At 66.6% G+C, this 13159-nt stretch carries 8 protein-coding genes and 2 pseudogenes; 3 read left to right on the top strand and 7 right to left on the bottom strand.

Annotated elements, in window-relative coordinates; genetic code table 11:
• The first annotated feature begins 68 nt into the window (after positions 1 to 68).
• Positions 69 to 1904: a hypothetical protein gene (locus WAE60_RS04765; RefSeq protein WP_337685241.1), complete on the top strand. Its 1836-nt coding sequence runs from the start codon at positions 69 to 71 to the stop codon at positions 1902 to 1904.
• On the opposite strand, the gene WAE60_RS04760 is transcribed toward WAE60_RS04765, so the two are convergent.
• Genes WAE60_RS04760 through WAE60_RS04745 form a run of 4 tightly spaced genes read right to left on the bottom strand, consistent with a single transcriptional unit; the run spans position 1901 to position 6636 of the window.
• Positions 1901 to 3115 (bottom strand): TniQ family protein, encoded by a 1215-nt coding sequence (locus WAE60_RS04760; protein ID WP_337685240.1) that lies wholly within the window; start codon positions 3113 to 3115, stop codon positions 1901 to 1903. The genes WAE60_RS04765 and WAE60_RS04760 overlap by 4 nt on opposite strands.
• Positions 3112 to 4026, bottom strand: a complete 915-nt coding sequence (locus WAE60_RS04755; RefSeq protein WP_337685239.1) for a TniB family NTP-binding protein — start codon at positions 4024 to 4026, stop codon at positions 3112 to 3114. Before WAE60_RS04755 ends, WAE60_RS04760 begins: the two co-directional genes overlap by 4 nt.
• Positions 4026 to 5954 (bottom strand): Mu transposase C-terminal domain-containing protein, encoded by a 1929-nt coding sequence (locus WAE60_RS04750; protein ID WP_337685238.1) that lies wholly within the window; start codon positions 5952 to 5954, stop codon positions 4026 to 4028. Before WAE60_RS04750 ends, WAE60_RS04755 begins: the two co-directional genes overlap by 1 nt.
• Positions 5941 to 6636, bottom strand: a complete 696-nt coding sequence (locus WAE60_RS04745) for a TnsA endonuclease N-terminal domain-containing protein (protein WP_337685237.1) — start codon at positions 6634 to 6636, stop codon at positions 5941 to 5943. Before WAE60_RS04745 ends, WAE60_RS04750 begins: the two co-directional genes overlap by 14 nt.
• Positions 6637 to 6774: 138 nt before the next feature.
• On the opposite strand from WAE60_RS04745, the pseudogene WAE60_RS04740 reads away from it, so the two are divergent.
• Positions 6775 to 7500: pseudogene (locus WAE60_RS04740) on the top strand (ATP-binding protein); the annotation flags it as partial.
• 103 nt (positions 7501 to 7603) lie between these two features.
• Here the strand turns inward: WAE60_RS04740 and WAE60_RS04735 are convergent.
• Entirely contained in the window at positions 7604 to 8281 is a 678-nt protein-coding gene (locus WAE60_RS04735) for an OmpA family protein (protein WP_337685236.1), read from the bottom strand.
• A gap of 197 nt (positions 8282 to 8478) precedes the next feature.
• Between WAE60_RS04735 and WAE60_RS04730 the strand changes: the two genes are divergently transcribed.
• Entirely contained in the window at positions 8479 to 9414 is a 936-nt protein-coding gene (locus WAE60_RS04730; protein WP_337685235.1) for a 2-oxoglutarate and iron-dependent oxygenase domain-containing protein, read from the top strand.
• A 243-nt stretch (positions 9415 to 9657) separates the two neighbouring features.
• On the opposite strand, the gene WAE60_RS04725 is transcribed toward WAE60_RS04730, so the two are convergent.
• Positions 9658 to 11319 carry a TadE/TadG family type IV pilus assembly protein gene (locus WAE60_RS04725; RefSeq protein ID WP_337685234.1) on the bottom strand — a complete coding sequence of 554 codons (1662 nt, stop codon included), beginning with the start codon at positions 11317 to 11319 and terminating at the stop codon, positions 9658 to 9660.
• A gap of 142 nt (positions 11320 to 11461) precedes the next feature.
• Positions 11462 to 13130 (bottom strand): annotated as a pseudogene (locus WAE60_RS04720) (M2 family metallopeptidase).
• Between the last annotated feature and the right edge of the window lie 29 nt (positions 13131 to 13159).

Here is a 13159-nt window from a genome sequence, read left to right as displayed (position 1 = left end):
CCGATTCATTCCTCGCGGCGACCCAATAGTGAGGGGCGCTGTCTGGCGACCACGGTGATGAGTAAGCCATGCGTACAAAGGCTCCGGCGCACCTTTCGTTGAGCGCCTTCCCTAGGGATGGACTGACGTGGCAGGTCGTCGGCCACGGCAAGATCAGGGCGCCGACCGAAGTCGATGAAGCCGCCTGCGAGGTAAGTCTGGCCGAAGTCGGCTGGGACAAGGTGTCCTGGCAGCCGCCGGCGGCGGCGCGGACCTGCTTGATCTGGATCGGGGTGGGCCAACTGCCGTTGACGCCGGTGGGCAGCCGCTGGCGCGATGGAGCCTATCAGGAGGAGCCCCCCAGCAAGGCCAGCCGCGTCGAAGTCGTTGCCGCGTCTAAAAAGTGGTCGGACCTGCTACTGGGGCGGACGGCCGCCTATCAGCTTTCGCCTACGGCGCCATGGACGCCAGCCTACCCGCTGACCGAAGAGGCGGCCGCGCCGCTCTTTCGGGTCGTGACCGGCGACGGCGGGATGCTGTGGGTCCCGGCGATCGAGGTGGCCAGGGCGACCTTCGGGGTGACCAGCCAGTGGCTGCGGCTGATGATTGAAGGCGGTATGGACATCTGGCCGGACCTGCGCGGGCGGATCATCGATCCCGAGCGATCGAGGCGCTATGGCGAGGCCGGCAGGTCTCTGAGGATTTGGGCCTATCGAGGCCTGGACGAGCTGGACGTGCTGGCCGCCGCGCGGATCTGCGCCGATCATGGCCTGCGCTATAGCTTCAATCAGGTCTGCGAGAGTTTGCGGCGCCACGGTTTCGGACGTAGCCCCACCCATGTGCGTATGCCCTTCCCGTTTTCCAGGCCAAGCACCTGGACGGTCGAAACGCGTTGGGTGGGTGTCCAGGCGGCCGATGGCCAGCTCAAGAAGCGCCACCTGGTCACGCGGATTTTGCACATCGAATACGATCTTGGTCTGGATCACGTCCGTGTTCTGCATCCTGGCCGGGTCGAGTCTGACGAGGAGGAGGTTCCGTTCGATGCAGGCTCCCAGCGGCTGCGCCTGCGCGCCCAGGGCGACATCAGCCAGGACGTCCAGGTGATCACCGGCCAGGCGAGCTGGTCGGCGCTGGGCGTCATGCAGAAGGCCTCGCTCGATCAGAGGGCGTCCGGAGGCTGGACCATCGAGCACATCCCCGTTGAGCCCGAAGAGTTGGGCGCGGGGAAAACCAAGATCGTGCCGGTCGATGGCCCAATCCATGCGGCCACGACGGCCGGGCATGGGCCCAAGTCGGAGCGACGTGGTCGCCTGGCCATCAAGCTGAACATAAAGGACAAGGTGCAGGCCAAGATGGACGTCTCTCGCCCACCCCCGGCTCGCGTGGCCTCCACGATCGCCGCGCTCGAGAAGCTGTCGGTGGACCTGCGACGTGATCTGGAGATTATCGCGCCCAGGGAGGGGCCCGGTAGCGATCGTATCGACGGGCTTTGGCGATATCCGGCGGACAGCGGCGCTGGCGTCCTGCATTGGGCGACCACCAGGGAGGGGCGCCAGCGCCGCGCCCTGGTCGCGCGCCTGCGGGGCGAGCGGGGCTGGATCTACTTCTTTGAGGCCGAGCACCTGGAGATCGAAAGCGATGAGCCAGGCGGCGGGACGCCATCGGTCATCGGCCAGGACGGCTACTCGGCGCTCTGTGTCCTCTTCTATCCTGGAGGGGACCTGATGTCGGCCGATATGATTGGCGATCTGCTGCGTGTGAACGCCTTATCCCGAGGCGTGTGGACGCGGCCGGGCTTGGCGCTGCCGAGGATGACGGTACGCAGGGCCAATGCCTGGCTTCACGATCACGGGTCTTACGCCCGGGCGATCAAGCGGGCTATCGGCCGGCTGGAAGGCAATCCTGCGGAGGCCACCCCTAGCTAGTCGCCCAGCCGGCGCAGGCCAAGATCTTCGGCCAATTGCTCAAACCGCATCCGCGCGTCGGCCTTGAAGATCGCCGTCACCGCCTGGCAGTCGCCCACCCATCGGCGCAGGGTCTCCTTGGTCACGGTCGTGCCGGTGTTGCGAAGGTAGGTCAGGGCCGCGGCGATCTCCGCATCGCTGGGCTTGTAAAAGCCATGGCCCAGATGGTCGGCGACGACGCGTTCGATCGCGTAAGGTGGGTTCAACTCGTCGTGCAGCAGCCAGCTTCGCCATACCCGCGCTTCCTTGCAGGTCTGGACAAGGCGGTTGGGCCATTGCTTGAGCACGGCCGCCACCAGGTCCAAGAGCCGGTGGCGGTCGGCCACACCAAGATGCTCCAGCGACCGTCCCTTGGTGTAGGGATAGGGCGAGGGATCGCCACCGTAGCGCCGGACCACGGCCTTGCGAAAAACCTCCGAGCGGGGACCAAAGGCCAAGCTCTTGGCGATGATCCGCAGGCTGTCGAAATAAAGGTGGCTCCAGCTAAAGATGCTGGCGCCCAGGTGCCCCCAGCCTCGCTCCAGGATCGAAAGGGTCCGGGTCTGCAATTCCAGGGCCCGCCGGCTGGCCATCGGGGCGATGGCTTGGCGAAGGTCCCATCCGCATCGTGGGCAGACATGCAGGACTGGCGCGCGGTGAGGCTCCAGGGTCCCGCCACAGCCATCGCACCGATCAAGAAGCCGGCGGGCGTGTGCAGGACAGCACGTCACGAAGCCAAGGCGCCAGGCTCGCTTGAAATAGCCCGTCTCTCCCAGGCAGCCAGGGCAGTACTGCAGCCCGGCCAGGTTCCTGATCCGGTGGCGGACGCCAACCTGGAGCACCCAGTCGTTCCTGCCGCCCGGAACGTAGTGGTCGACAAGATATCCGTCATAGGCCGCCAGCGTCGTGGCCCAGGCGCGCGTGACGGGTGTGAGGGTTTTGGCGGCCATCACGCCGACGATGCGGGGGTCGGCGAAGTTGTCGATGTCGCGCGTCAGGAGCGGCGGAGTCGAGCGCCATGTCATATGGGCCAAGGTGTAGGGCTTGAGCCCCAAGCCATGGGCGATGCGCAGGAACCAGGACGAAAGCAGCTCGTCTGGGCGCGGCGCGGGGTAATAGGGCCAGGGCCGCGATCTGGCCGGGTCGGGGCTTTGCTTCCAGGCCTGGAAGACCGCCTCGACCGCCTCGATCATCTGACGGACCGAACAAGCGCTTCGGTGATGCGCTCCTCGCCGCTGTCGACCGCAGCCAGGGCCGCGTCATAGAGGAGGTTGGAGAGCTCGCCGATGATGCCCCCCTTGGAAAGGGCGTAGAGGCGCTCGCAAAGCGACGGGTCGGTCAGGTCGCTGGGGTGCCGCAAGGGGATCAGCTTGCCATAAGCCCGCAAGATCTTGCGCCACTCGTTGTCCAGTTTCATGGGCTCGAGATGGATCCGATTAAAGCGCCGGTCGAGCTGATCTTCCTTCTGAAAGACCTGGTCGACGCTGGCGGTTCCCGCCGCGACAATCGGCACGCCGGTCTCGTTGGTGAGGTTCTTGATCAGGACGTTGAAGTGCAGTCGCTTATCGAAGCGGCCTGACAATGCGTTGTGGAATTCGTCCATCAACAGCACTTTCACGCCGCATCGGGCGATCAGCTGGCGGACCATCAGTTCCTTTTGGGCCGCGCCCATGGAGGGCGAGACCTTCATCCCAAATTCCAGCAGGATATTGTTGTAGAGCTTGGTCTCGTCCCCTGCCGGCGGGGTCTGGACCCGGATCGCCGGCAGCACCATCCAGTCACCCGCCCCATCGAACTCTTCGCTCTCCACCCGCTTGGCGTTCTCGGCGCGAACGCGGGCTTCCCAGCGTTTGAGGATGGTCGACTTGCCCAAGCCGGACTCCCCGTAAATGAGCAGGTTGCGCGGCCGGATCGAGGGCGGGGTGATCAGGTAGCGGTCCAGGGTCGCAAAGATGTTGTCGGCCGCCTTGTGGCCGATCCACAAGCCCGGCCAGCGGGCGATGATCCGTTCCTCGACAGGCAGGTCAACGAGCGCACGGGCCTTGGGGTGAAGGTGGTCGAGCCCCTCGATGACGGGGGCGGCCGTGGTTTCAACCGGGTCCATCAGATGTCCAGATCATCATAGTCGTCGTCGGGTTCGACGATCGGCGCGGCCGGCGTCAGCGAAAAGGCTCGGCTGGTAGGCTCGTGTGGCGCGGGCCTGTCGCGAGCGATGGGCGTCGTCGCGGCCAGCGACGTTGGGGCCGCAGCGGCGATGACGGCCTTCTCCCTGGCGATGGCGGTATTTTGGCTGAGACGGCGCTGGTTGTCCCGCTGGGCTTTGCGGGTAAGCTTTTGGGCTTCCTCCAAGAGGGCGAGGCGTTTGCGCCGCTCATTGTAGGCGTCGAAAATCGTCAGCTCCGTATAGGCCTTGATGCCCTTGGCCTTGAGGTCTGCACGGACCGCGCGCAACTCCCAAATACTCATGGGCGGGCCTTCGGCATGCCGATAGGGCACGGTCAGATAGCGCTTGTTGTCGGGGTCCCAGATATAGGTCCGGCTGATGTCGCGGGGGTCCCTGCGTACTGTGAAGGTGCTCCCCTTTTCACGGGCGTGGCGGTGCCGCATCGCCACCAGCTCGTCGGAGTCGTATTTGATCAGGTCCCACACCACACCATAGGCTTGGAGGGTCAGCATCTTGAAGGGCAGCAGCTCGATGCGAAGCTGCTCAAGATTGCTGGGCTCCTCAGGGAGTTCGCGAACCTGGACGCCATTTTCAAAGAAGCAGGAGCGCCACTTCTGCAGGGGCGTCAGGCCGCCGAGCGAGGAGTGCGGTGTGTTCATGTATTCGTTCAGCACGCTGAGCAGGTAGAGTTCCATCTCCTGCAGGGTGAGGCTGGCGGTCTTGGCGCTGTCGCGAGTTTTGCGTTCCTGAACGTTCGACCCGGTGGCCCCCGGCATTGATTTGACCTTCTTGGCCAAGGTGCCGAAGAAGCGTTCGATATGGGCGCCGAACTGCGGGCGCTTGACCGGTCTGTTGAGGAGTTCGCGATCCTCCTGCGCCAGAAAACGGCGAAGCATCGTGCCGCGAAATTCCTTGGCATTGTCGGCCATGATGATCTGGGGCAGGCCCCAGACGGGCCAAGTCATGTCCAGGCCCACCTCGTTGAGCCAGGCTTCCTTGCGGGTGATGGCGTGGAAGATTGCCGCGCCGGCGACGCTGGCGGAGGGTGGGTCGAGCGTCAGGACAAAGCCGGTGGGCATGAAGGTGTGGGTGCAGATGGATAGCGCCAGCCACGGTCGGCCAATTGGAAGCCGATAGATGTCGTCGACGATCTCGGCGTCGTAGGGCCAGTAGTCGATCTGCACACAGGAGAGTGGAGCCGTGCCGAAGGGGAACTTGCCCATCAAGGATGCCTTCGCATCCCGCGCCGCGCGCTTCCCCTGGCGTCGCTCGATCGCGTGGATGGGGTCTACCTCGGCAATGTGCCTATAGAGCGTGACCATGCCCGGCGCGGCCAGCTGGGCGTCCGCGAAGGCGGGCAGCACGAAGTCGTTGTAGACTTCCACGACATTCCGCTGGCGGCGATTGAGGTATTCCTTGTCGATGATGTGCGCCAACAAGGCTTTGCGCTCATCGCCCAGCCGGCTCTGTCCTTGCCCGCCGGACCGTTTGCCAGGCAGCAGGCTCACCGGATCTCCGTTCCAGTGTTCCAGGCGGCGATAGATCGTTGCCGGGCTGGTCGCCAACTTGTCGGCGGCCGCGGCGACAAAGGCCTCCCGCTCGCCACGCCCCACGCTCTTTTCCAGAAGCGGCTTGAGCGTATCGTGCCATCGATAGGCCGTTTCAATTTCGGCAGGGCTGCAATCGTCATAGTGGCGCTTAGGCGCGCTGAAGACGGGTTCGCGGTCGATTTCTTGGGCCGTGACGACCCGCGTCTCGCCGCTCTCGAACCGGACCATGAAGCGGTCGAAGTCGAGGATCTTTACGAACCTGCCGGCGCGCCCGCCGACGGAGATCTCTTCGCTGACGCGGAAATTAGCCGGTTTCAATCGCCGCCTCCTCTTCAGCCAGCTTCGCCCACCACTGCATGGCCGTCATATCGCTGACCGGGACGTCCAGATCGGCCACCAGGTAGCCCATGCCCAACATGTGGAAGAGCGCCTGCTGGGCGGTGTCCCGCAGAAGGCCGTCTGCGATCAGCAGCTTTCTGACCTCACCGAAGGAGCGGCTGGCGACGCCCGGATAGGTGAGGATGGCGCGAACGGTGGAGATGATGTCCTGCGACAGTGGCCGCCGCATCGCCGGGCCAAGTAGAGCGGCGTTTGCCTGCCGGGCGCAGTTGATGGTCCGATCGGTCACGACCCTGAAGCCGATGCCCTCGGCGGCAAAGTGTTGCCTGGCGGCCCGGTACTTTGGGGCCAGGTCCGCGTAGTCCCGCTTGAGGATCTGGTACGGCTTGACCTCGAACACGACCTGCCGCTTGCCGAATGGCTGGCGCGCATCTTCCCACCAGGTCGCCAGGATGTCGGGCGTGTAGCGCCGACGGCGCCCGTTCACGACCAGATCAAGCGTGACCGGCTGTGTCGCCAGCGCCTCAATGCCTGTGTCGATTTCCAGCATGATCAGGAAGTCGCGCTCCAGCTTCGACTCGTAGTGAAGCTGCCGAGCGGGAAACCGCGTCGGCAGCGAGCCCGTGATCGACCGATGGCTTGGCGGGATGATCCGAGTCATTGCCCGTCTCCAATCTCGTCGCACTTTCTTCGATAAAATAGCATTCCGTCTCGCTTTCTTTGAAAATTATCTGTGGGCGTTTCGGGCTGCGGAGGGGGAACAAACTGAGATTTCATCTCATTATCTCTGAAAATTCACACCGGCGGCGGGCTGAAGGCCAAGCCGGGCGAGGTGTCGCTGGCCCACAACGGCGTCCTGTTCCTGGACGAACTGCCCGAGTTCGGGGTCCAGGCCCTGGACAGCCTGCGCGGACCGCTGGAGACCGGCGAGGTGATGGTGGCCCGGGCCAACGCCCACGTCCGCTATCCGGCCCGGGTGCAGTTGGTGGCGGCGATGAACCCCTGCCGCTGCGGCCACGGCGGGGCCGGGCGCGGGGCGTGCGGCAAGGCTCCGCGCTGCCTGCGCGACTATCAGGGCCGGGTCAGCGGGCCGCTGATGGACCGCATCGACCTGGCGATCGACATGCCGGCCGTCACCGCCGCCGACCTGGCCCTGCCGCCGCCCACGGAAGGCACGGCCGAGGCCGCCGCCCGCGTGGCCCGCGCCCGGCGGCTGCAGCAGGAGCGGGCCGAGGCGATGGCCCATGACTTGGGAAGCGCGCCGGTGGGCGCCGACGCCCTGAATGGCCGGGCCGAGGGGCGCTTCCTGGAGAAGATCGCCGATCTCGACGAGGCCGGGCGCGGCCTGCTGGCCCGCGCCGCCGAGGCCGGCCAGATCAGCGCCCGCGGCTGGACCCGCGTCCTGCGCCTGGCCCGCACCATCGCCGACCTGGAAGGCGCGACCGGCGTCAAGCGCGTGCACGTGGCCGAGGCCCTGGCGCACCGGCGGACGAACGCGCTGAGCGGGGCGGCCGGAGTGTTTTGAGCCGGGGCCGGGGACATGCCCTTGGGCGTGTCCCCAGAGCTCGCACGGCGCCAGGCGGTTGGGGACACGCCGCAAGGGCATGTCCCCGGCCGTTGTCGCAGCCCTACTTCGTCAGCGGCCGCAGGATGATCTCCACCCGGCGGTTCTGGGCGCGGCCTTCGGCGGTGTCGTTGCTGGCGATCGGTTGGCGTTCGCCCTGGCCGGCCACGAAGACGCGGTCGGGCAGGACCCGGCCGGCGCTCGTCAGATAGGCGGCGACCGCGCTGGCGCGGCGTTCCGACAGGGTCTGGTTGTAGTCGTCCGGACCGCTGGAATCGGCGTGGCCGACCACGTCGATCGTCGTCTGCGGATAGGCGTTCAGCGTGCGGGCCACGTCGTCGAGCACGCGGGTGAACTGCGGCTGGACCTCGGACTTGTCGACGGCGAAGGTCACGTCGCTGGGCATGATCAGCACGATCTGGTCGCCGTTGCGGCGGATCATCACGCCCGAGCCTTCCAGGCTGCGGCGGAAGTCGGCCTGCTGACGGTCCATGTAGTTGCCGACCGCGCCGCCGGCCAGGGCGCCGATGCCCGCGCCGATCAGGGCGTTCTTGCGGCCCTGCTCGCCCTTGTTGGTGTTGGTCAGGTAGCCCAGGACCGCGCCGACGCCGGCGCCCGTCAGGGCCCCTGTGCCCGTGTTGTTGCGCACGGGCATGCCGGTATAGGGATCGGTGGTGGTGCAGGCGGCGGTCAGGGCGGCGGCGCCCGCCAGCGCGATCCAGGGCGCGGTCTTCTTCATCATCTCGATCTTTTCCCTCTTGCGGCCTTGATCCTGGGGTATCGCCCGTGATCCTTGGCGTCTTGAACGATTGCGAGGCTGAACGCATCGCCAATGGTCAAGTTCCAACAGCGCGCATGACGCCAGCATGAACGGGACTTCGCGCCGGGGCGCTGCCGGTGTAGTAAGTCCGCTCTTACTAAATATCGAGGCCCACGCCCGTGTCCGCATCCGCCATCGAACCCGTCTCGTTCACCCTGTACTCGAAGGATTTCGACAGGTTCGCCCAGGAGCTGGGCGCGTCGTTCCAGCGCTACGGCTTCGCGGTGATCTCCGACCACGACCTGGACCAGGCCCGCATCGACGCGGCCATCGCCGACGCCAAGGGCTTCTTCGCCCTGCCGGAGGAGACCAAGAAGCAGTACGCCGGCGCCACCGGCGGCTCGCGCGGCTACATCCCGTTCGGCATCGAGACCGCCAAGGGCGCCACCCATCACGACCTGAAGGAATTCTGGCACGTCGGCCGCGACCTGCCGCCCGGCCACCCGTTCCGCGCCAACATGGCCGACAACGTCTGGCCGGCCGAGATTCCCAGCTTCCACCACAATGTCGGCTGGCTGTACGGCGCGCTCGACAGCCTGGGCGTGCGGGTGCTCAAGGCCATCGCCACCTATCTGGACCTGGGCCGCGACTTCTTCGACCCGACGGTCAAGGACGGCAACAGCGTGCTGCGCCTGCTGCACTATCCGCCGATCCCCAAGGACGCCACCGGCGTACGGGCCGGCGCCCACGGCGACATCAACACCATCACCCTCCTGATGGGCGCGGAAGAGGGCGGGCTGGAACTCCTGGACCGCGACGGCCAGTGGCTGCCGATCAACCCGCCGCCGGGCTGCATCGTCATCAACATCGGCGACATGCTGGAGCGCCTGACCAACCACGTCCTGCCCTCGACCATCCACCGCGTGCAGAACCCGCCGCCCGAGCGCCGCAACGTGCCGCGCTATTCGACGCCGTTCTTCCTGCACTTCGCGTCGGACTACCTGATCAAGACCCTGCCCAGCTGCGTCACGGAAGAGAACCCGGACCGATATCCCGAGCCGATCACCGCCGACGCCTTCCTCCAGCAGCGCCTGCGCGAGATCAAGCTGGCCTAGGCTGCGGGACTCGGGTCCGAGATCGTTCGGTCGCTCCGAGTCCGTCCCCCTGCACCGTCATCCCGGGTCTTGTGCCCGGGACCCCTGGTTCAGCTTGCAAGTGAAGTGAAATGGCGCGCTGGCGCGCCACCCCTCCGCACTCGCGTCGGACAGAGGGATCCCGGGCACAAGGCCCGGGATGACGGATGTTGTGGGTAGGCGGATCGAGAGAAAAAAGGCCCGGAGCAGCGCTCCGGGCCTTTTCTATTTCGTGATCCGCAGGTTCTGGATCGAGCCGGCGATGGTGTTGAACACCGAGGTCAGCTGATCGGCGCTGGTCACGTCGTAGTACATGTCCAGCTTGGTGGCGCACTGCTGCAGGATGCCCTTGGAGTGGTCGGAGACGCCCACCCCGATGGCGTAGATCACCACGCCCTTGTCCTTGGCGTTCTGGCACAGCAGCTTCTCGCGGCTGTCGATGGCGTCGCGGCGGTCGGTCGCCGTCGAGCTGGTGGTCAGGGCCACGCCGCTGGCGTTCTTCAGGCGGCCCTGGCCGATATAGCCGTAGCCCGTATAGATCGACTTGTTGGGGTTGTTCACGACGTCGTTGGTGTTGTCGCCGTCGGTCAGCAGCACGATCACCTTGGTGGTCTTCTTGCCGGCGCTGGTGGTCGGATCGACGCCGTCGGCGAACGGCGCGTTCTTCGACAGGGTGTGCCAGCCCCAGGCCAGGCCCATGGCGACGTTGGTGTTGCCGTCGGCGATCATCTGGCCGAGCTTGGCCTTGACCAGGTCCCGCTGGGTGGTGGTGCGCACATTGGTCAGGCGCATCACGCTGGTCAGGCCGCAGCCGGCGTTGGGGCCGTAGTCGGTCCCGCTCTTGGCCACGCTGAGGACGTTGTTCTTGTTGCTGGTCCCGTACTTGGCGATCGGCGTCGAGCGGCTGGTCCAGGCGGTGGCCGAGGTGCCGCTGGGCGAGACCCCGTCGGGCAGCCAGTTGTTCTCGATCGGATACGAGGTGTTCTGGGTGCGGGCGTCGCGATAGCGCGTCGTGCTGGACTGGTTGACGCCCACGGTGTTGTCGTCCGGCTCGTCGGGCGCGAAGAACGGCACGAACATCGAGGCGGGGGTCGAGCTGCTGGGCGCGTCGTCGGTGACGTCGTAGGGCGCGGGCCGGCTCTCGACACAGCCGGCCCAGGTCAGGCCCAGGTTCGACAGCAGGGTGAAGCGGTTCTGGTTGGTGGCGAACACGTCCGTGCCGTAGCCGGTGGCCGGCATCTTGCCCGACAGCCAGGCGGTCTGGCTCTGATAGGTCGAGCCGACGTTCACGGTCATCGAGAACGGCACGACGCTGATCTTGACCGCGTCGGTCTCGCTGGCCCGGGCCGCGGCGGCGGCCAGGACGTCGACCAGCGACTTGGACGCCGTGATCAGGGCGTCGATCTTCTTGGTCCCCGAGTTCAGGGTGCTGCCCATCGAGCCGGTGTTGTCCAGCACCAGCGCCACTTCCAGCTTGTTGACCGAGCGCATCACGGTCGAGCCGGCCGTGATGGTCTTGTCGCCGGTGCTCCAGAGGTTGGCGATGATCGGCTTGATCGTGACGTTCTGGACCGTGCCGACCACGGTGTTGTTCGGGCCCAGGGCGAAGGTCGAGTTGCTGGGGCCCAGGGCCACGCCCAGGCCGGCCATCTCGGTGGCCAGGGCGGCGTCGCCCACGGTGTCCAGGGCCGCGTCGGTGGTCGCGGTCGAGCGGGCGGCCATCAGGGTCGCGGCGTCGAGGGCGTCCTGCAGCTGGCGCTTCTGGACGCTGGTCCGGCTCAGGTCGATCAGGCCGAAGGTCAGGATGGCGATGGGGATCAGCAGCAGCGCGAACTGCACGGCGATCGCCCCGCGCTCGTCGTGGCCAAGGCGCGCCAGGGGGCGCATCGCGAGACGCGTCGCAAGCCGTTTCCACATGGTCATGAGCAAGGCCCGACTCCCCAGAGATCGGGCATTGTCGCCGAGGACGGTGAACGGGCCGCAAACGACGATGGTGAATCGCCGCGCCGTTTGGGCCCGTCTCAGGCGCCTACCAGCCGCAGGACTGACCCTTGTTCTGCTGGATCAGCCAGGCGTTCAGCGGCGCGAAATAGTCGGCGATGGCGCTGGCGTCCAAGTCCTTCTCGCCGGTGAAGGCCTCCAGGGCCTCGGGCCAGGGCTTGGACTGGCCCATGGCCAGCATGGCCTCGAACTTCTTGCCCACGGCCTTGTCGCCATAGACCGAGCAGCGGTTCAGCGGACCCTTCCAGCCGGCCTGGCGACAGGCGGCCCGGTAGAACTGGAACTGATAGACCTGGGCCAGGAAGTAGCGGGTGTAGGGGGTGGAGTCGGCGACGTGGAACTTGGCTCCAGGATCGAAGGCGTCGGCCGGGCGCGGTCCGGGCGGAACGACGCCCTGGTACTGGGTCCGCAGCTTCCACCAGGCCTCGTTGTAGTGGGCCGGATCGACCTGGCCGGAGAACACCTGCCAGCGCCACTTGTCGACCAGCAGGCCGAACGGCAGGAAGGCGATCTTGTCCATCGCCATCTTCAGCAGATAGGGCACGTCGGCGTCCGCCCCGGGGACGGCGTCGATCACCCCGATCTGCTTCAGATAGGTCGGGGTCAGGGCCGACAGGCCCACGAAGTCGCCGATCGCCTCATGGAAGCCGTCGTTGGCCCCGCCCCGGAAGAGGAACGGCTGGCCGGCGTAGGCGCGCTGGTAGAAGTTGTGCCCCAGCTCGTGGTGCACGGTGTAGAAGTCGTCGGCGTTGACCCGGGTGCACATCTTCACCCGGATGTCCTGGTCGTTGTCGACGTCCCAGGCCGAGGCGTGGCAGACCACCTCCCGGTCCCGCGGCCGGGTGATCATCGAGCGCTCCCAGAAGGTCTGGGGCAGCGGGGCCATGCCCATCGAGGTGTAGAAGCCCTCGCCGGTCTTCATCATCTTCGTGGCGTCATAGCCCTTGGCGACCAGGGACTGGGTCAGGTCGTAGCCGGGGCCGGGAATCCCCTGCGGGGCGGCGATGTCGTAGATGTTGCCCCAGCTCTGGGCCCACATGTTGCCGGTCAGGTCGGCGCGGATCGGGCCGGTCTTGGTGGACGGCGTCGCCGTACTTGGCGTTCAGCCGTCCGCGCACGTAGCAGTGCAGGTTCTTGTAGAACGGCGCGACCTGGGCCCACAGGGCGTCGGTCTTGGCGGCGAAGGCGTCGGGCTCCATGTCGTACCACGAGCGCCACAGGGCCCCGGTGTCCTTGTAGCCCAGCTCCACCGAGCCTTCGTTGGCCAGTTTGACCAGCTTGGGGTAGTCGGCGGCCATCGGCTTGGCCACCGCGTGCCAGGCTTCCCACATGGCCTTGGCCTTGGCCGGGTCGCGCTCGGTGCGCAGCCGGTCGTCCAGGTCGTCCAGGGTCAGGGTCTCGCCGTCGATGGTCACCTTGCCGGTGGAATAGAGCGCCCGCAGCCGGGCCTGGACGTCGGCCAGCTCCTGGGCCGCGCCGGGCCGGTCGGAGGCGGGCAGGACCAGGCCGGCCTTCAGCAGTTTCAGCTTGCGGCGGGTGACCGCGTCGACCGGGGTCTTGTCGAAGCGCGCGGCCTGCTTGGCGTAGCGCACGGCCATGGCGTTGGCCTCGGCATCGACCTTGGCGTTGAGCCAGTTGGTGTCGTCGGTGATGTAGGTCGCCTGCACCCAGGCCATGCGGGCGGCGTATTCGCCCATGGCCATCAGGTCCTTCTCGGCGCTGTCGA

This window comes from Caulobacter sp. CCG-8, from assembly GCF_037402475.1.
Lineage (GTDB): Bacteria > Pseudomonadota > Alphaproteobacteria > Caulobacterales > Caulobacteraceae > Caulobacter.
Note: the sequence above shows the minus strand (reverse complement) of the source record. Positions and strands in the feature narration are given on the sequence as shown.